The 20,557-nt window shown below is 30.4% G+C and carries 19 protein-coding genes; 15 read left to right on the top strand and 4 right to left on the bottom strand.

Translation table 11 applies throughout. The features are described from left to right. The first annotated feature begins 15 nt into the window (after positions 1-15). From BM549_RS00515 to BM549_RS00485, 7 genes are all read left to right on the top strand, one after another. A complete protein-coding gene (locus tag BM549_RS00515) occupies positions 16-2,313 on the top strand; it encodes a type IA DNA topoisomerase (protein ID WP_290468458.1) in 2,298 nt (765 codons plus the stop codon). Further along, complete coding sequence (locus tag BM549_RS00510) at positions 2,314-2,889, top strand: pseudouridine synthase (protein ID WP_013871150.1); 576 nt, start codon at positions 2,314-2,316, stop codon at positions 2,887-2,889. It begins immediately after the preceding gene. Positions 2,890-2,960: 71 nt separating this feature from the next. Next, positions 2,961-4,208: a mechanosensitive ion channel domain-containing protein gene (locus tag BM549_RS00505; protein WP_290468457.1), complete on the top strand. Its 1,248-nt coding sequence runs from the start codon at positions 2,961-2,963 to the stop codon at positions 4,206-4,208. A gap of 85 nt (positions 4,209-4,293) precedes the next feature. Beyond that, entirely contained in the window at positions 4,294-4,971 is a 678-nt protein-coding gene (locus BM549_RS00500) for a TetR/AcrR family transcriptional regulator (protein ID WP_013871152.1), read from the top strand. Beyond that, the gene (locus BM549_RS00495) at positions 4,971-6,635 is read left to right on the top strand and encodes a peptidase domain-containing ABC transporter (RefSeq protein ID WP_290468456.1); all 1,665 of its coding nucleotides are present in this window, start codon (positions 4,971-4,973) and stop codon (positions 6,633-6,635) included. Before BM549_RS00500 ends, BM549_RS00495 begins: the two co-directional genes overlap by 1 nt. A 1-nt stretch (position 6,636) precedes the next feature. After that, positions 6,637-7,983: an HlyD family secretion protein gene (locus BM549_RS00490; RefSeq protein WP_290468455.1), complete on the top strand. Its 1,347-nt coding sequence runs from the start codon at positions 6,637-6,639 to the stop codon at positions 7,981-7,983. 1 nt (position 7,984) lies between these two features. Then, positions 7,985-9,370 (top strand): TolC family protein, encoded by a 1,386-nt coding sequence (locus BM549_RS00485; protein WP_290468454.1) that lies wholly within the window; start codon positions 7,985-7,987, stop codon positions 9,368-9,370. A gap of 53 nt (positions 9,371-9,423) precedes the next feature. On the opposite strand, the gene BM549_RS00480 is transcribed toward BM549_RS00485, so the two are convergent. Then, the gene (locus tag BM549_RS00480) at positions 9,424-9,876 is read right to left on the bottom strand and encodes a cold-shock protein (protein WP_013871156.1); all 453 of its coding nucleotides are present in this window, start codon (positions 9,874-9,876) and stop codon (positions 9,424-9,426) included. Positions 9,877-9,974: 98 nt separating this feature from the next. Next, a complete protein-coding gene (locus BM549_RS00475) occupies positions 9,975-10,691 on the bottom strand; it encodes a hypothetical protein (RefSeq protein WP_290468453.1) in 717 nt (238 codons plus the stop codon). 539 nt (positions 10,692-11,230) lie between these two features. Here BM549_RS00475 and BM549_RS00470 point away from each other — a divergent pair. Further along, complete coding sequence (locus tag BM549_RS00470; protein WP_013871158.1) at positions 11,231-11,365, top strand: hypothetical protein; 135 nt, start codon at positions 11,231-11,233, stop codon at positions 11,363-11,365. Positions 11,366-11,436: 71 nt separating this feature from the next. On the opposite strand, the gene BM549_RS00465 is transcribed toward BM549_RS00470, so the two are convergent. Then, entirely contained in the window at positions 11,437-13,425 is a 1,989-nt protein-coding gene (locus BM549_RS00465; protein WP_290468452.1) for a dehydrogenase E1 component subunit alpha/beta, read from the bottom strand. 143 nt (positions 13,426-13,568) lie between these two features. Here BM549_RS00465 and BM549_RS00460 point away from each other — a divergent pair, with 143 nt between their 5' ends. The 6 genes from BM549_RS00460 to BM549_RS00435 all read left to right on the top strand — a co-directional run bounded on the left by BM549_RS00460 (position 13,569) and on the right by BM549_RS00435 (position 18,327). Then, entirely contained in the window at positions 13,569-14,516 is a 948-nt protein-coding gene (locus BM549_RS00460) for a 2-oxoglutarate and iron-dependent oxygenase domain-containing protein (RefSeq protein WP_290468451.1), read from the top strand. A 70-nt stretch (positions 14,517-14,586) separates the two neighbouring features. Beyond that, on the top strand, positions 14,587-14,913 hold the full coding sequence (locus BM549_RS00455; RefSeq protein WP_013871161.1) for a translation initiation factor: 327 nt from the start codon (positions 14,587-14,589) through the stop codon (positions 14,911-14,913). A 4-nt stretch (positions 14,914-14,917) separates the two neighbouring features. Beyond that, positions 14,918-15,859 carry a DUF1835 domain-containing protein gene (locus BM549_RS00450; RefSeq protein ID WP_290468450.1) on the top strand — a complete coding sequence of 314 codons (942 nt, stop codon included), beginning with the start codon at positions 14,918-14,920 and terminating at the stop codon, positions 15,857-15,859. Beyond that, positions 15,849-16,718: a nucleoside phosphorylase gene (locus BM549_RS00445; protein ID WP_290468449.1), complete on the top strand. Its 870-nt coding sequence runs from the start codon at positions 15,849-15,851 to the stop codon at positions 16,716-16,718. Before BM549_RS00450 ends, BM549_RS00445 begins: the two co-directional genes overlap by 11 nt. A gap of 106 nt (positions 16,719-16,824) precedes the next feature. Then, entirely contained in the window at positions 16,825-17,679 is an 855-nt protein-coding gene (locus tag BM549_RS00440; protein ID WP_290468448.1) for a substrate-binding domain-containing protein, read from the top strand. A gap of 51 nt (positions 17,680-17,730) precedes the next feature. Beyond that, positions 17,731-18,327, top strand: a complete 597-nt coding sequence (locus BM549_RS00435) for a hypothetical protein (protein ID WP_290468447.1) — start codon at positions 17,731-17,733, stop codon at positions 18,325-18,327. Here BM549_RS00435 and BM549_RS00430 read toward each other — a convergent pair. Further along, positions 18,324-18,992 carry a uracil-DNA glycosylase gene (locus BM549_RS00430; protein ID WP_290468446.1) on the bottom strand — a complete coding sequence of 223 codons (669 nt, stop codon included), beginning with the start codon at positions 18,990-18,992 and terminating at the stop codon, positions 18,324-18,326. The two genes, BM549_RS00435 and BM549_RS00430, sit on opposite strands and share 4 nt — an antisense overlap. 63 nt (positions 18,993-19,055) lie before the next feature. Here BM549_RS00430 and BM549_RS00425 point away from each other — a divergent pair, with 63 nt between their 5' ends. Beyond that, a complete protein-coding gene (locus BM549_RS00425) occupies positions 19,056-20,549 on the top strand; it encodes a YfcC family protein (protein ID WP_290468445.1) in 1,494 nt (497 codons plus the stop codon). Positions 20,550-20,557 lie beyond the last annotated feature (8 nt).

The following is a 20,557-nucleotide window of genomic DNA, read 5'->3' as shown; positions in this document are numbered from 1 at the left end:
AATTCTATTAAATTAATGAAAGTCTGTATTGCCGAAAAACCTTCTGTAGCAAGAGAAATTGCCGCTGTTCTTGGTGCCAAAACAAAACGTGATGGTTACTACGAAGGCAATGGCTATGCAGTAACTTACACTTTTGGACACCTTTGTACACTTAAAGAACCTAGCGATTATAAACCTTATTGGAAAAGTTGGGATTTAAACAACTTACCAATGCTGCCAGAACGTTTTGAGACCAAGGTTTCTAAAGATTCTGGTATAAAAAAACAATTTAATATTGTTAAAGGATTATTTGAAAAAGCAGATGTTGTTATAAACTGTGGTGATGCCGGTCAAGAAGGAGAACTTATACAACGTTGGGTTTTAAACCAAGCAAATTATAAAGGTAAAGTAGAAAGACTTTGGATTTCATCACTTACTACCGAAGCGATAAAAGAAGGTTTTAATAATTTAAAACCAGCCAGCGATTACGATAATTTATACTATGCAGGATTTTCTCGTGCTATTGGCGACTGGCTGTTAGGCATGAATGCTACAAGACTTTATACCGTAAAACATGGTGGTTACAAACAAGTACTCTCTGTTGGTCGTGTGCAAACACCAACATTGGCCATGTTAGTGAATCGTTTTAAAGAAATTGAAAATTTTAAACCACAACCTTATTGGGAGCTACAAACATTATATCGTGATACTTTATTTAGTTATGAAGAAGGTAGATTTTTAAAAGTTGAAGATGGAGAAAAACTTGCTAATATTGTTAAAACGCATGATTTTGAAATCGTCTCTATTGCAAAAAAAGCAGGTAATGAATACGCGCCAAAACTATTCGATTTAACAGGTTTACAAGTGTATTGTAATACTAAGTTTGGCTTTAGTGCAGATGAAACCTTAAAAATAGTACAAAAACTATACGAACAAAAAGTAGTAACCTATCCAAGAGTAGATACAACATTTCTACCTAACGATGTGTACCCAAAAGTACCAGCGATATTAAAAAACCTAACTAAATACGCTACTTTAACACAACCTCTTCAAGGAAAAAAACTAAAAAAAACCAAAAAGGTTTTTGATGATAGTAAGGTAACAGATCACCATGCCATAATCCCAACAGGACAAGAAATGAACTTGCAATACAACCAGCAGCAGGTTTACGATATTATTGTACGTCGTTTTATAGCCGTGTTTTATCCAGAATGTAAAGTATCAAACACTACTGTTATTGGTAAAGCCGAAAAAGTAAAGTTTAAAACTACAGGAAAAGAGATTTTAGAAAAAGGCTGGAGAATTGTATTTGAAACTCCTGGAAAACCTACAAAGGAAACAGGAATGTTACCTACGTTCGAAAAAGGTGAAAAAGGACCACACGAACCATCATTTTTAGAAAAACAAACCAAGCCACCAAATCAATATACAGAAGCTTCTCTCCTACGTGCTATGGAAACCGCAGGAAAACAAGTAGATAATGATGAGCTTCGTGAAATAATGAAAGAAAATGGCATTGGTAGACCATCTACACGTGCCAATATTATTGAAACTCTTTTTAGAAGAAAATACATAAAGCGAAATAAAAAGCAAGTATTACCAACAGTTACAGGTATTCAATTAATAGATACCATTCAAAATGAGTTACTAAAATCTGCAGAACTCACAGGAAAATGGGAAAAGCAATTAAAAGATATTGAAAAAGGAGAATTTAGTGCTGTAAGCTTTATAAAACAAATGAAGCAAATGGTAGATCGCTTAGTTTACGAAGTAAGAAGCGAAACTAGAAAAGCAAACATAACCTCTATAAACAACAAGCCTGCTGGAGCAAAAAAGAAAAAAGCTACAAAAAAAGCGGCCGGAATAGCTTCTCAAAAATGTCCAAAATGTAAACAAGGTGCTATTTTAAAAGGAAAAACCGCTTATGGTTGTTCAGAATATAATAAAACTTGTGACTTTGTAATGCCTTTTAAGTTTGAAGGTAAAACAATTTCTGAAAAACAATTTATACGTTTATTAGAAAAAGGCTCAACTGTAAACTTAAAAGGATTTAAAATTGATGGCGCTTCCGCTGAAGGACTAGTAAGATTTGATGATGATTTTAAGCTAAAGTTCGAACCTAAAAAAGGAAAAATTCAACCTAAAAGTACTTCCGAAGAAAATAAATGTCCAAAATGTAATAAAGGCACAATAATAAAAGGAAAAACGGCTTACGGTTGTAGTGATTATAAAAGCGGATGTGATTTTAGATTTAGTTATGATTTAATTCGCGAAAAAGCGAACGGACAACAACTAACTAAAGCTTTGGTTTTTAAAATTATAAACGAAAACTAATTGCATCAACATTTTAAAATATACAAACCTTACGGTATGCTTTCGCAATTTGCGAGTAATTCTACACAACAAAAGCGCAAGCGTTTTTTAGGTGAGTTGGGTAGTTTTCCTCAAGGTACAATGCCTATTGGTCGTTTAGACGAAAAAAGTGAAGGCCTATTGTTATTAACTACAGATGGGAAATTAAGCGATTATGTTAACTCCAGTGGTATTGAAAAAGAATATTATGCCTTAGTTGATGGTGATATTTCTCAAGAGGAAATTAGTTCACTAAAAAAAGGTGTAGAAATTGGTTTTGATGGTAAAAAGTACCAAACCAAACCATGTAAAGTTTTTAAATTAGACAACGCACCTCTTTTACCAGAACGAGGGAAAAAAATACGTGATGCTAGACATGGTCCTGTTTCTTGGATTTCTATTACTTTAACCGAAGGTAAGTTTAGGCAAGTTAGAAAAATGACAAGCGCTGTTGGCTGTCCTACACTTCGTTTAGTGCGTGTTAGAGTTGGAAATATACAACTTGGAAATTTAGAATCTGGCGCAGTAAAGCCAATAGATATCCCTAGTTTACTTTAACTATTTTTTATAGGTTAATTTAGCTAAGACAAATTAAATCTCTTTAATTTTGTTAAAAATTTTAATAGACTATGCAAGAGCAAATTGCCTGTTTTTTTTATGATTACTATGAGGTTTTTGGTTTTAATGAAACCGCAGCCAAATATCTTAATATGTTTACATTATTAATAATAGCTTTATGTATTATTTATTTTGTAGATAAAATTATCACAAAAACATTACGCGTAGCCTCTGTTCGTATTGCAGAGCATACAAAATCTCCTTTTGATGATTTATTATTAGCCAATAAAGTTCCTAGAAATGTAGCACATATTTTTCCGTTAATATTAGCTTTAAACCTGCTACCTATAATTTTTGCAGATTTTGACTATATAGAATCTCCTGTTAGAAAATTACTTCAGGTTACATTTATAATTCTGGTGTTATGGATTGTTAGAAGTGTTTTACATACCATTGAAGATTTTTTAAAAACCATACCTAGTTTAAGAGACAAACCAATAGATAGTTACATACAAGTATTCATGATTTTTGCTTGGATAGTTGGTGCTTTTGCAGCTATTGCTGTGTTTACAAACCTTTCAATAATTAAATTCATCACTGGATTTGGTGCAGCATCTGCTATAATACTTCTTATTTTTAAAGATACCATTCTTGGTTTTGTTGCAAGTATACAAGTGTCTATTAACGATATGGTGCGTATTGGCGATTGGATAACTTTCGAAAAATATGGTGCCGATGGTGATGTTGTTGAAATTAATTTGGCTACTGTAAAAGTTCAAAATTTCGATAATACAATTACCACAATTCCTACCTATGCCATGATTTCAGACTCGTTTAAAAACTGGCGTGGTATGAAAAATTCTGATGGTAGACGTATTAAAAGACACTTAATGATTAAGCAGGATTCTATTAAATATTTAACACCCGAAGATGTAGAGCGTTTAAAAGACGTACAGCTTATCTCTAGTTATTTAGCAGGAATGCAAGAGAAACTAGATAAATATAACACCGAAAACAATGTAGATAAAACCTTATTGTTAAACGGAAGAAACCTTACCAATATTGGTGTTTTTAGAAAATACATTCAAACTTATTTAGAAAATCATTCTGCAATAAATAAAGACATGTTGTTAATGGCTAGGCAATTACAACCTACCACTCAAGGTGTACCATTAGAGGTTTATGCTTTTAGTAAGGATAAACGTTGGGAAAATTACGAATATGTAATGTCTGATTTATTTGACCATTTCCTTGCAGCAGTTCCTTTTTTCGAATTGGAGATTTTCGAATTACCAAGCTCTAAGACCTTCAAAGCCTAATTTTACAGTAAAAAAGTTAATTAATAGTTAATCTGATTTCAAAATTAATAGTATTACTATTATATTTGCAACTAAATAAATTGTTATGAAATATTTACTATCAAATATAAAAATTAGTATTAACGAGAAAATTTATTTAAAAGATCCAGAATCTTCTTCGTTAGGTAAACGCATTATAAAAAACAGCATTTTATTAATAGATGAAATTGGTTTTGATTTATTCACTTTTAAAAAATTAGGAGTTAAAATTGGATCTAACGAAAGTTCAATTTACAGGTATTTTGAAAACAAACACATGCTTTTACTCTACCTTACTTCTTGGTATTGGACCTGGCTAGAATACCAATTAGTACTTTCTACAAATAGCTTAGCAGATAAAGAATTAAAACTAAAAGCTGCAATAGAAGTACTTACACAAACAACTACAATAGATAGTGCTTTTGGTCATATAGACGAAATTATTTTAAAGCGTATAGTAATAAATGAATACTCTAAATCTTATTTAACAAAAGAAGTTGATGAAGAAAACAAAGAAGGCTATTTTTCAGTATATAAAAGATTAGTAAACAGGTTAAAAGATTTTATAATAGATGTTAATTCATCATATAAATATCCAAAATCGCTTGCAAGTACAATAATTGATGGTGCAATGCACCAACATTATCTAAAAGATCATTTTAAATCTATTACAGAATGTAGTGAAACCTTGGCTCCTACTGTATTTTTTAACGATTTGGTTTTTAAAATTTTAAAACAGAACTAATGGCAAAAACAATATTAACTACTACACAAAGATTAATAGGTCTTTTAAAACTTGATAAAAAAGATATTAAACAAATATTTTTTTATGCCATTTTTGCAGGTATAGTAAGTTTATCATTACCACTAGGAATTCAAGCTATTATTAACCTTTTACAAAGTGCTCAAATTAGTACATCTTGGATGGTTTTAGTTGGCTTAGTAACCTTAGGCGTTGTATTTGTTGGTGTATTACAGCTTATGCAAATTAGAATTATAGAAAATGTACAACAAAAAATATTTACGCGATCATCATTTGAGTTTGCATATCGCTTTCCTAAAATGACAATGAAAGGCTTAAATGGTTCTTATGCACCAGAATTAGCAAATAGATTTTTCGATACATTAACAATACAAAAAGGACTTTCAAAAATTTTAATAGAATTTCCCGCTGCATTATTGCAAATAATTTTCGGTTTAATATTACTATCCTTTTACCATCCATTTTTTATTATTTACGGTTTCTTGCTGTTATTACTAGTTTACATTGTATTTAAATTTACCGCTCAAAAAGGACTAGAAACCAGTTTAGAAGAGTCTAATAGCAAATATAAAGTTGCCCATTGGCTACAAGAAGTTGCCAGGTCTATACTAAGTTTTAAACTTTCTGGAAAAACTAATTTAGCAATGCATAAAAACGATAGACTTGTAACTAACTATCTAGAAGAGAGAGAAAAACATTTTAATGTTTTAATTCTTCAGTTTATGCAATTGGTAGGTTTTAAGGTTTTGGTAACTGCTGGATTGTTAATTATTGGAGGCCTTTTAGTTTTAAATCAAAAAATGAATATTGGACAATTTGTTGCTGCCGAAATTATAATACTTCTAGTAATTGCATCTGTAGAAAAACTAATTCTTGGCTTAGAAACTATTTATGATGTTTTAACCTCTATAGAAAAGTTAGGAAAAATAGTAGATAAACCTTTAGAATCACAAGAAGGAGAAATACTAAAAGTTAATAATGAGTTTCATTTAGAATTAGATGATATTTCATACTCTGTACAAGATAGAGAAGATAAAATATTAGACAATATTTCATTAGAAATTAAACCTAAGCAAACGTTGTTAATAACAGGGCAAAATGGTTCTGGAAAATCTACTCTTTTAAAATTAATAGCAGGCTTAATTAAGCCAACTAGCGGTAAAATTTATATAAATAACAAATCGCTTTTAGGAATTAATATAAACTCTTACAGATCATTTATTGGGCAAACACTCGCGCAAGAAATGCCTTTTGAAGGTACTTTGTTAGAAAACATCACTTTTGGTGATACTACTATAACATTAGATCAAGTAAATGATGTAATAAAAAACTTAGGCCTTAAAGATTATGTGAAAAGCTTACCCTTAGGCTTAAAAACAATGCTTTATCCAGAAGGAAAAGGAATGTCTTTTACAATTTCTAAAAAAATTATGCTAGCAAGAAGTGTTGTTAAAAAACCAAAACTACTATTACTAAAAGAACCATTAGATCAATTTGAAGCAAAAGAAGCTCAAGACATAATTCAATATTTAACCTTACCATCTCACGACTGGACTCTGGTAGTGGTAAGCCATAATAATATTTGGTTACCTAAAGCAAATAATGTTATAGAATTAAATGAAGGTAGAATAATTAACAAGAAATAATATGCTAAATATATCTACAAATAAATTAAACGAAAAAGTAGACATTTCTAACTATATGTCTCATAAAAAAGCTTTTGGTAAAAAGCATTTTAAAAACTTTAATAGACTATTAATTTCATTTGCTATACTTTGTATAATAATCTTGTTATTACCATGGACACAAAATATATCGGCCAATGGTGCAGTAACAACGCTTACACCAGACCAAAGACCACAAAGCATACAATCTCCAATTCCTGGTCGTATAGAAAAATGGTTTGTACGTGAAGGTGATTTTGTAAAAAAAGGCGATACAATTCTATTTATTTCTGAAGTTAAAAACGATTATTTCAATCCAGATTTAGTGAAAATTACTGGTCAGCAAATAAATTCTAAAACAGCATCTGTAGAAAGTTATGGTTTAAAAGTAAAAGCTTTAAACAATCAAATTTCAGCATTATCAAAAGAGCGTACTTTAAAAATTAAGCAAGCAGAAAACAAACTATTACAAGCAAAGCTTAAAATGAAAAGCGATAGTATAGATTTTGAAGCAGCTAAAACAAATATTGAAATAGCAAAAAAACAATTAAATCGTGCAGAAATTTTAGAAAAAGAAGGATTAAAATCATTAACAGATGTTGAACAAAAACGATTAAAACTTCAGGAAACTCAAGCCAAACTTATATCTCAAGAAAATAAATTTTTAGCCTCTAAAAACGAAATATTAAATGCCCAAGTAGAAATCACCCGCTTAAAAGCCTCATATATAGACAAAATATCTAAAGCACAAAGCGATAAGTTTACAGCAGAATCTAACCAATATGATGCAGAAGTACAAGTTTCAAAATTAGAAAACAACCGTACCAATTACGAGATACGAAATGCTATGTACTATATAAAAGCACCACTAGATGGTTATATTAATAAAGCTTTAAAAACAGGGATTGGAGAACGTTTTAAAGAAGGCGAACGTATTGTTGGTATTATGCCTGCAAATTACGATTTGGCTGTAGAAACCTATATAGATCCTATAGATTTACCATTAGTACATATAGGTGAAACATTTAGAGTTCAATTTGATGGTTGGCCAGCAATAGTATTTAGCGGTTGGCCAAATGTATCTTACGGTACCTATGGCGCAAAAGTAATAGCAATAGAAAATTTTATAAGCAGCAATGGTAAATTTCGAATCCTTTTAGCTCCAGATGAAAACGATTACAAATGGCCATCTGCAATTAGAGTTGGCTCTGGTGTTAGAGCAATTGGCTTATTAGAAGATGTACCTATTTGGTTTGAAGTCTGGAGACAATTAAACGGATTCCCGCCTAATTATTACCAACCAGAAAACAATGGAGACAAAACAAAATAGCATGAAAAAAAATATATTAATATTATGTATTTTATTATGTACTAATGCTTTTTCACAAAGTATTAATGAATTAGAATTAAGTTTTGAAGAATATATAAGTTACGTAAAACAATTTCACCCTATTGTTAAGCAGGCAAACTTAAAACTTGAAGAAGGCGAATACAATTTATTAAAAGCACGTGGAAGTTTTGATCCAAAAATTGAAGCTATTTACAACCGAAAAGATTTTAAAAACAAAGAATATTATAACTTATTTAACGCAACATTTAAAGTGCCTACTTGGTATGGCGTAGAATTAAAAGCAAATTTTGAAAATAATGACGGACTCTTTTTAAACCCTCAAAATAATGTACCAGATGATGGTTTGTTTTCTGCAGGAATATCGGCATCACTAGGACAAGGATTGATTATTAACGAAAGAATGGCTACTTTAAAAAAAGCCAAATACTTTATAGAACAAAATAAAGCAGAAAGAACTTTAGCAGTAAACCAAGTGTTATACGAAGCCTCAATAGCCTATTTTGAATGGCTTCAAACTTATAATGAACAGAAAATGTACAGTCGTTTTCTAGAAAACGCTAAAACACGATATAATGGAGTGAGAAAAAGTGTTTTAGCTGGTGATAAGCCAGGAATAGATAGTTTAGAAGCAAACATAAACATTAATAATAGAAAACTTTCACTAGAGCAATCAAATATTAAATTTTTAAAAAACACCCTAAAAGTCTCTAATTTTCTGTGGTTAGATTCCGGTGTGCCTTTAGAAATAAATACAAGTGTAACACCTGTACAATTACAGGAAACTACTGTAGATAAGGTTTTAAGTTTAAATCAAAATATTAATTTTGAAATAAACAACCATCCAAAATTAAATGCTTTAAATAATAAAATAAAAAGTTTGAATGTAGATGCTAAACTAAAAGCAAATATGCTTTTACCAAAAGTAGATGTACAATATAATTTTATTACTGAAAACCCAGACATAAGTAATAGTTATAGTTCTAACAATTACAAATTAGGATTAAACGTCTCATTTCCTTTATTTTTAAGAAAAGAACGTGGTAGTTTAAAATTAACAAAACTAAAAATTGATGCTTCAAAGTTTGAGCGATTAAACACTAGTATTACAATAACAAATAAAGTGGAAGCGCTAAAAAAAGAGCTTGATTCTTATACAACGCAAATAGAATTAATAGACTCTGTAGTAAAAGATTATAAAACTTTACTTAATGCTGAAGAAAGAAAATTTAGCTTTGGAGAAAGCTCTGTCTTTTTAATTAACTACCGTGAGTCAAGTTTAATTGATGCAGAATTAAAAGCTTTAAAACTAAAAAACATGTTTTACAAAACTAAAGTTAAGTTATTTGAAGCTTTAGGTAATATTTAAAAAAAAGCCTTGGTTAAAAACCAAGGCTTTTTTTAAACATACGCTTTATGGCGTTATATTTTTTTAACACGAACGGCATTTAAACCTTTCATGCCTTTTTCTAATTCAAATTGAACTTTGTCATTTTCTGTGATTTCATCAATTAAACCACTAACGTGACAAAAGTATTTCTCTTGATCTTCGGTATCTATGATAAAACCAAAACCTTTTGATGAATCGTAAAATGAAACTTTTCCTTTTCTAATTGGATCTACTTCTGGCAAATCTTCTTTTTTAGGTACACCTAAAATAATATTATCTGCTTTTACTTTAATTTTATCTTCTGGATCTGGCGGCGTATCTACTAAATTACCGTTAAAATCTACGTAAGCAAATTGTATTCCATCTGTACCATTTTCTTCCTTAGCGGCCTTTCTAGCCTCCATTTTCTTACGTTTATCTTCTCTTTTCTTTAAGCGCTTTTTTTCTTTTTCTAATTTGTTAAATGTCTGTTGCGACTTTGCCATTCTTCTTTTTTGTGAGTATTAAAAATTAACTTAGTTGTTAATTATGTTTGTAAAAATACGATTTTCAGTTGGTTAAATAAAAAAAATATTGAAGTTTGCTATTCTTTATTCTTTTCGTCTTCACTATTTGGTGGTAAAAGCACCACTGTAAAAGTACCGCGAACACCTGTAAGTAAGTTCCATTGGCTACTTAACAGCTTATTTCCAGTGGTTTTCTCAAAAACAGCAAAGCCTGCTGTATTTGGTCCAGATGTTCCTTGGTTTAATGCTTCAAATTCGACTACATTTTCTCCAGGTTGTAGTGTTAATGTAAAGTTTTTATTAGCATTAGATAAAACAATTCTACTATTTACTATAGTTCCGTTTACCCAAATTCTAACCAAATCTCCATCTTCTGCACCAAAATCTCTTAATAAAACATCTTGGTATTTAGATTTTGTAAGGTATTTACCAAAAAATTGATTTACTTTTCTACCTTCTTCACGATATTCATCTTCTCTTAATTGTAAAGCATTTTTTAATTGCTTACCATATAATTCAGCAGAACCCCTTAATTTATCGTCATGAACCATAGAGAATTCCTTTCTTTTTGAGATACTCATTTGTTCTTCTTTAGAAAGTGTTTCTTTTATATCGTCTTCTTTCTCGGGTTTTTCGTCATTCTTCTTTACTGGTTGAATAATAATTTCGTCATCTTCTAAAGGATCATCTACGTTTTCTGCTGGTATCGCAATAGATCTGTTTTCGCTATCTATTTGGGCATTTACACCAATTATAGAGCAAAATAAAAAGAATGTTAGTAAATAAATTTTCATAGGTATTTGGTAATATGTCAAAAATAAACCAAAAACCATACCTAAATATTAATTTTTTATTAATTACTGTGAAAATATTCTTAAACCAAGCTATTATTAACATATTCCCTATTATAATTACTCAATTTTAATAGTGCCTAAATGTTAAATTATGTTAAAATAGTACTATGTATTACAAAGTACTGTAACAATTTTGAAATTGCTTCGTCTTTATAGTATAACAAAACAATTATCAATCAATTTAAAACCAATTATTATGAGAACTTTAAACACAAATCAATTATCAGCAACATTAAACGGGACTAAAAGTAACACTTGGAATACTAGAAGACGTTTTAGATAAAAAAATATCAATCAATCAATCAATCAATCAATCAGTTAAAATTCATCAATCAAAAAATTAACCATCATGAGAACTTTAAACACAAATCAATTATCGGCAACATTAAACGGAACTAAAAGTAACACTTGGAATACTAGAAGACGTTTTAGATAGAAAAAAATCAACAATCAACCATCAATCAAAAAATCAAACAATTATGAAAGCAATTATTAATACATTAAGAAAAACCAGCAGTATTACAGATGAACGTTTATTTGTTAATAGAGAAGTTTTTAAATTTAGTAATACTAAAGGAACACTATGGAATGGCGTAAAACGCTACGCACATTAAAATTGCTTGATTAATTAAAAAAAGCCAGCGAGTTAGGGTTCGCTGGTTTTTTTATATAATAACATTAACTATTAATATTCTAATAAGGCTAATAATTCTGCTTCAAACTTATCACGAGATAAATATTGGTCTTCTAGCTGATTTATAAAAGGAATAGGTGTTTCAAGACTTGCAACACGTTTTACTGGTGCATCTAAATGTTCGAAACAATTTTCCATAATTAGTGCAGAAATATCACTGGCAATACTGCCAAAAAGTGAATCTTCTTGTAGTATAATTACGCGTCCTGTTTTTTTAGCTGAAGCATAAATAGTTTCTGTATCTAATGGTTGTAAAGATCTTAAATCAATAACATCGGCAGAGATGTCTTGGTGTTTATCTAAAGTATTTAATGTCCAATGTACGGCTTGACCATAGGCAATTACAGTAATATCATCGCCTTGTTTTAGTGTTGCTGCTTTACCAAACGGAATTGTAAAATAGTCTGTTGGTACATCTTGACGAATACTTCTATATAAAGCTTTGTGCTCAAAAAACAATACTGGATTTGGATCATTAATTGCTGTTGCCAATAAGCCTTTTGCATCTTTTGGAAATGCAGGATATATAACTTTTAAACCTGGAGTTTTAGTAAACCAAGCTTCGTTTGTTTGACTATGAAAAGGTCCTGCAGCTACGCCTGCACCACAAGGCATTCTTAGTACAACATCTGCATTTTGGTTCCAGCGATAATGTGATTTTGCTAAATAATTTACAACAGGATTAAAACCAGATGTTACAAAATCACTAAACTGTAGCTCTACAACGCTTTTTATTCCTGCTATGCTTAATCCCATTGCAGTTTCAATTATTGCCGATTCGCAAATTGGAGTATTACGTACTCTGTCTTTTCCAAATGCTTCTACAAAGCCATCTGTAATTTTAAAAACACCACCATATTCTGCTACATCTTGACCCATAATGACTAAGTCGTTATGCTTTTCCATAGACTGTTTTAAGCCTACGTGTATCGCATCAATCAAGCGTAACTCTTCGGTGTTTTTACTCTCTTTAACATCTTGATAATCAAAACTTTTAAAAACATCATTTAATTCATTGCTTTCAGTTGAAACAATTGCTGCTTCAGCATTCGTTCTGTCTAAATGTGTATCTATTTCAGCCTTAATTTCAGCTTTAAAAATAGCGTCTTCTTTTTCGGTTAAAATACCTTCTTCTAAAAGATGTAACTTATAATTATCTATTGGGTCTTTTTTTGCCCATTGGTCCATTAACTCCTGTGGCACATATTTAGTACCACTAGCCTCTTCATGACCACGCATTCTAAAAGTTTTGAATTCTATTAAAACAGGACGTGGTTTTTTTCTTATACTTTCTGTTATTTTAGAAATTTTAGTAAACACCTCTAAAATGTTATTACCATCTATAATATGAGATTCCATACCATAACCTAAAGCACGATCTGCTAAATTCTCACAATTATACTGTTCTTTGGTAGGTGTTGACAACCCATATCCATTATTTTCAATACAAAAAAGCACAGGCAATTGCCAAACAGATGCTACATTTAAAGCTTCGTGTATATCTCCTTCACTTGTTCCGCCTTCACCTGTAAATACCGCTGTTACTTGGTTTTTATTTTTCAGTTTACTAGCTAATGCAATACCATCTGCAACGCCAAATTGAGGTCCTAAGTGAGAAATCATACCTACAATATTAAACTCTTGCGTTCCAAAATGAAATGAGCGATCTCGACCTTTTGTAAATCCGTTTGCTTTTCCTTGCCATTGGCTAAATAAACGGTATAGTGGTATGTCTCGAGTTGTAAAAACACCCAGGTTTCTATGCATTGGTAAAATATATTCTTCTGCATGCATAGCCATTGTTACACCTACAGAAATAGCTTCTTGACCAATACCAGAAAACCATTTGCTAATTTTACCTTGACGAAGTAAAATAAGCATTTTCTCCTCTATTAATCGAGGTTTTAACATGGCTTGATATAATGCAATCTTGGTTTTGTTAGATAACTTTGTTTTATTATAATTTATGTTAGATTTCATAAGTGTGTTAGGCATCCTAAAAAGTTTATCAAATATAACATTATTGCATAAAAATCAATTATTGATCATAATAATTATCAATTATTAAATATGGTAACTTTTCTTTACATTTGTATATAAAAGATTATAAAACGAAAGTAGAAATGACAAGTATCCCAAGTGTTGATTTAGAAGATTTTCTTTCTGATGACCCAAAGAGAAAACAAAAATTTATAGATGAAATAGGAAAAGCTTATCAAGAGATAGGTTTTGTTGCTTTAAAAGGGCATTTTTTAGATGAAAAACTAGTTGATAGATTATATTCTGAAATAAAAAACTTTTTTTCTTTACCTGTAGAAACTAAACAAAGCTATGAGATTCCAGGAATTGGAGGTCAACGTGGCTATGTTTCTTTTGGAAAAGAGAGCGCAAAAGGAAAAAAAGAAGGTGATTTAAAAGAGTTTTGGCACTTTGGTCAATACGTAGAAGATGATCCAGAACGCGCAAAAGAATACCCTGATAATGTAGAAGTTAAAGAAATTCCTGCCTTTAATGAAGTTGGTAAAGAAACATACCAAATGTTAGAAAAAACAGCTAAATATGTTTTACGTGCTTTAGCTTTACATTTAGATTTAGAAGAAACCTATTTTGATAAGCATATTCATAATGGTAATTCTATTTTAAGACCAATACACTATCCACCAATTACCGAAGAGCCAAAAGCTGCAGAACGTGCAGCTGCCCATGGTGATATTAATTTAATTACCTTGTTAATGGGTGCACAAGGTCGTGGTTTACAAGTACAAAACCATGATGGAGAGTGGATTGATGCTATTGCAGAACCAGATGAATTAATGATTAATGTTGGAGATATGTTATCTCGCCACACAAATAATAAATTAAAATCTACAATACATAGAGTAATTAATCCGCCAAGAGAACTTTGGGGAACTAGCCGCTACTCTATCCCGTTTTTTATGCATCCAGTTAGTGAAATGAAATTAGATGTATTAGATAGTTGTATAGACGAAAACAACCCTAAGCAATACGAAGATATTACTGCAGGAGAATTTTTAGACCAACGTCTTATTGAACTAGGACTTAAAAAATAAGTTATAAGTACTACAGTCTTCAGTAAATAAAACTACTGAAGACTGTTTCTTTATACTTAATAATTAATAGATGGACTTAAAAGACCAATTAAAAAACCTTTTTCCAGAACACGAAGAAAAAGATATAGAACCTACAACAGAAGATCAAGGTCTTTGGTTGCAGGACGATCCTATTATTTGTAAATACGAAAAACGAAAAGGAAAACCTATTACCATATTAGAAGGTTATACTGGAGCTACAGAAGATTTTAAAGCTTTAGCTAAAGAGTTAAAACAAAAACTAAGCGTTGGCGGAAGTTTTAAAGATGATAAAATTATAATTCAAGGAGATTATCGTGATAAAATCATGACAATTCTTAAAGAAAAAGGCTTCAATGTAAAACGTGTTGGCGGTTAATAATATGAGCAAAAAAACACTTCACATTACAAATGGCTCAAGCCTTACAGATTTTCTTATAAAAGAAAAATACGAAGGAAATATTGTAACCTGGCATGAGATGTTATGCGAAGGTCCAACCGAAAAAATAATAGATACCGATTCATTTTTTAAAAACCGAAAAGCCTATCTAGAATCTATTTACGATTTTAAATACGATATTTCTAAAGTAAGAGATGAATTAAAAGTTTTAAATACCGTAAATGAATTTGATGAAATAGTACTTTGGTTTGAGTACGATTTATTTTGTCATATTAATTTAATAGCTGCCATTAGCTTACTAAAGCAAAAGGATATTAGAAAACCTTTAAGTTTAGTTTGTAGTGGTAGAATTGAAAATGAAAAAGAGTTAAAAGGATTACCACAATTAACACCAACTCAATTAAAAACACATTATAATGAGCGTGTTTCACTTACTATAGATGATATTGCATTAGCACAAAAAGCTTGGAGAATATACTGTGAAGGCGATCATAACTTATTAAAACCGTTAATTGTTAGGCCTTCAAATTTTAAATATTTAAGTATATGTTTAAAAGCACATTTAAAACGTTTTCCAGATACTAGAAGTGGTTTAAGTACATTAGAGTATAATATTTTAAAATTAGCAAAAGAGCATAAAGTTAAATCACGACACCATTTAGTTGGTTATGCACTACATTACCAAGGTTATTATGGTTTTGGAGATATACAAATAAAGCGTTTAGTAAATAATCTTGAAGCTTTTTATACCGAAACCGAAGATAGCCTTACATTAAATAGAAATGGGCATTTAGCCTTAGAGCATTTAAAAAACTTTAGAAACGAAATGGATTGTAATTTTGTTTTTGGAGGTGTTAATAAATGTGAATTTCAATTTAATAAAAAAGAAAATAAACTTATTAAAAATATAATGAATGCCAATTAAAGATTCAGAATTAATATTAAATCCAGATGGTAGTGTTTATCACTTAAATCTAAAACCTGAACATATATCTAACACCATAATTACAGTTGGTGATCCAGATCGCGTATCAAGTGTAACAAAACATTTTGATACTATTGAGTTTAAAACACATAAGAGAGAATTTCATACTCAAACAGGAACCTATAAAGGCAAACGCATTACTGTAATTTCTACAGGAATTGGTACAGATAATATTGATATTGTATTTAATGAGCTTGATGCTTTAGTGAATATTAATTTAGAAACTAGAGAAGTAAAACAAGAATTAACCGCATTAAACATAATACGTATTGGCACTTCTGGCTCAATAAAAGAAGACATTCCTGTAGATGCTTTTTTAATTAGTGAATTAGCAGCAGGTTTTGATAGTTTACTTCATTTTTATGATAGCGAATCGTTTCAACACAAAGATATTTCACAAGCATTAATAGAACAAACTAATTGGTTTAAAGCAAAATCAGACCCTTATGTAGTGAGTTGTGATGATTCTTTATTAAACAAACTAAGTTCAGACAAAACAGTTACTGGTTTTACAGCAACTAACGTAGGTTTTTATGGACCTCAAGGTAGAATTTTACGATTAGCACTTCAGGATAATCAATTAAATAATAAATTAGCTAGCTTTAATTTTAAAGGCAAATCTATTACTAATTTAGAAATGGAAACCGCAGGAATATATGGTATTTCAAAACTATTAGGCCACAAAGCACTATCCATGAATGCAATAATAGCCAATAGAGCAACTGGTGAATTTAGCGAAAATCCTACAGCAACTGTAGACAATTTAATAACTTACACATTAAATAAGTTAGTAGACTAATTTTAATAACACTTAAAAACAAACGCTATTACTACTTTTTAAGGTAAAAGAAAAAAACTTATTTTTAAATAAGAATAATTTAGAGTACCGTTTTCACGGAAACATTATGAAAAAAATAAATATAGGAGGTGTTCCAGAACATTTTAATCTTGCTTGGTATTTAGGCTTAAAAAACGGTGAGTTTAAAGACGAAAATATAAACCTACGTTGGAAAGACTATTTTGGCGGCACAGGTGCTATGTGTAAAGGCCTGCGTGATGGAGATATAGATATGGCAGTAATTTTAACCGAAGGCATTATAAAAGATATTATCGCCGGTAACAAATCTAAAATTGTACAAGTATTTGTTAAAACACCACTTATTTGGGGAATTCATGTCGCTCAAAACTCTAAATATAAAACTCTTGAAGATTTAAAAGGAACAAAAGCTGCAATTAGTCGTTATGGTTCTGGATCCCATTTAATGGCTTACATTAATGCACAAAACAATGGTTGGGATTTAGAAAAAGATTTAGATTTTGAAGTCATTAAAAACCTAGATGGTGCAGTTGAAGGCTTAACTAATGGAAAAGCCGACTATTTTATGTGGGAAAAATTTACCACAAAACCATTAGTAGATAATGGTGTTTTTAGACGCATAGACAACTGTCCGTCGCCATGGCCATGTTTTGTTGTTGCTGTACGAGAAGAGTTTTTAGAATCTAATAAAGATGATGTAAAAACCATATTAAATATTGTAAATAATACCACATCAGAATTTAAAGATATTCCTAGTATAGATCGCATGATAGCAAACCGCTATGAGCAAGAATTAGAAGATGTGCAAGAATGGCTAACCTTAACCGAATGGTCTCAAGAAAACATATCTAAAGCAACAATAAACAAAGTTCAAGACGAATTGCTTGCTTTAAATATAATTCCTGAAAAATGGAAATATGAAGATTTAGTAGAAAAACTCTAGCCAAAAACACGCAACCTTTTTTATTTCTGGCGTCTACTAAAAAATAAACTAATGAAAATTACTTCAGTTATTATTTTAGTATCCATTTCGCTTTGTGCCTCTTTATGTTGTTCTAGTGACGATGATTATTTTGCTCCAGAAATACTTATCGAGAATAACGCAATTGTGCAAATAGAGAATAATCAAACTGAATTTAATGTAAATGAAAACATTATTATAGAAACTTATATTTGTAACGCACAAACAACAATAAATAACCAAAACATAATTTTAAGCGATTTTGATTATGCTGAAGTTGGTCAATCACGATATTACTACAATTTAGCCTTGTATAAGTTAAATGGATTTGGTACTATTTCTCAAATCCCATTAACTACAGATAGTATTATAAACTTTAATGGAGAAACTTTAATAAACGGAAATTATATAGAGGTTATAAGTTATTTTGATGGATCAGGATATAAAAATAAGTTTAGTATTACACTTGCAGAGTCTGGGACATATTATTTAGCAGGATTAAATTTCTTAAATGCTAATACTGGAGAATTCACTGTACATGGCGGCATTTATGAGTTTGGATTTATAAACATAAAATCTACCATAAGTAATAGTAATGCAAATGCTGCTTACCAATTTATTGTAAATTAAGACCATATAACTTCACGCAAATTTTGTGTTTTTAAAATTGAATTCACCTTGCTAAAATGCTTATTACCAAACCAATACCCTCGATTAGCACTTAATGGCGAAGGATGTCCAGATGTTAAAATGTGATGTTTACTCTCATCTATTAATTTAGATTTCTTTTTAGCAAAACCACCCCAAAGAAGGAAAATTACACGCTCTTTTTTATCGCTTATTGTTTTAATAACAGCATCTGTAAAAGTTTCCCAACCTTCTTTTTGGTGACTTCCGGCTTCGTGAGCGCGCACTGTTAAAGTTGCGTTTAGTAAAAAAACACCTTGTTCTGCCCAACGTTCAAGATTCCCACTTTTTGGATATGGTATTTGTAAATCGTTTTCAATTTCTTTAAAAATATTTATTAACGATGGCGGATGCGTAATACCATTGTTAACACTAAAACACAAACCATTTGCTTGATTATAGTTATGGTATGGATCCTGACCTATTATCACAACTTTTAAATCATTAAAATGGCATTTTTCAAAAGCATTAAATATTAAATTTTTAGGAGGAAAGCATTGGTTTTCTTCGTATTCAGTTTCAACAAAATTCATTAAACTTTTAAAATAAGGCTTATTAAATTCAGCTTGTAAATAAGGTTGCCAACTGTTGTGTATTGTAATGTCCATTATTAGTTTTGTATTTCAGAATAAAAATAACACTATCTTTAGTGTTGCAAAAATATATTCCATTTGAAAAATATAAAATTTCCCACAGCACAAACTATTCTTTTAATTATAGCAGGACTTGTAACACTTTTAACATGGTTTATTCCTGCTGGTAAATATGATACTTTATTATATAATAGTGCCAGCAATAACTTTACTCAAACAAGTACAACACAAACTTTAAATTTACCTGCTACACAGCAAACTTTAGATGCATTAGCTATAAAAATTCCTTTAGAGAAATTTACAAATGGTGATATTTATAAAGCTATAAACATACCAAATACATACAAAAAACTAGAAGCACAACCACAAGGTGTGTTAGAATTTATAAAATCGCCGGTAAAAGGTATAATTGAAGCTGCAGATATTATTTTTCTAGTTTTAATTATTGGAGGATTAATAGGTATAATTAATAGCACAGGTGCTTTTGATGCTGGTATTTCATGGTTAGCAAATAAATTAAAAGGGAACGAATATATTTTAATTATTCTAGTAACAACTCTAGTAGCTGCTGGTGGTACAACCTTTGGCTTTGCCGAAGAAACAATTGCCTTCTTCCCTATTTTAATTCCTGTTTTTCTGGCAGCAAAATATGATGCTTTAGTAGGTGTTGCTTGTATTTTTATTGGTTCGTCTATAGGCACAATGTGCTCTACTATAAATCCTTTTAGTACAATTATAGCAAGTGACGCAGCAGGAATAAGCTGGACAACAGGTGTTTGGGGAAGAGTTTTTATGTTAGCAGCTTGTTTAACAATTTGTTTGATATATATAATTCGATATGCAAACCGTGTAAAAAAAGACCCTACAAAATCTATTATATACGATCAAAGAGAACAAATTGCGGCATTATTTGGTAATACAAATGCTAAAGTTATACATTTTACAACACGATTACGTTTGGCTTTATTTGTGTTTGCAATGTGTTTTGCTATTATGATTTACGGCGTTGTTTTCTTAGAATGGTGGTTTGTAGAAATGACAGCAACTTTTCTTGTTGGTGCTATAATTATAGGATTTATTGCCAATATAAAAGAATCTGTTTTTGTAGATACTTTTGTTAAAGGCGCTGGAGATTTACTAGGTGTAGCTTTAATTATTGGTATTGCACGAGGTATTACCGTAATTATGGCAGATGGTCTAATTAGTGATACCATGTTATATTATGCTAGTGATTTAACTACAGGAATGAATAAAGGTTTATTTGCTACTGCTATGACTGGTATTTATGCAGGTCTTTCTTTTTTTATACCAAGTTCTTCTGGTATGGCAGTACTTACCATGCCTATAATGTCTCCACTAGCAGATACCGTAGGTGTTGGACGCGAAATTGTAGTAAATGCTTATCAATTTGGATTAGGCTTATTTTACTTAATTAACCCAACAGGTCTTATTTTAGCTTCACTAGCAATAGTAAAAGTTGGATTTAATAAATGGCTAAAATTTATCATGCCGCTTTTTGTAATTTTAATTGTATTCACTTTAATAGTCATGACGCTTTCAGTATATTTATAGAAGCCAAA

The sequence above is a fragment of the Lacinutrix sp. MedPE-SW genome (assembly GCF_001874145.1).
Lineage (GTDB): Bacteria > Bacteroidota > Bacteroidia > Flavobacteriales > Flavobacteriaceae > Lacinutrix.
This window is presented reverse-complemented; position numbering and strand designations above follow the sequence as displayed.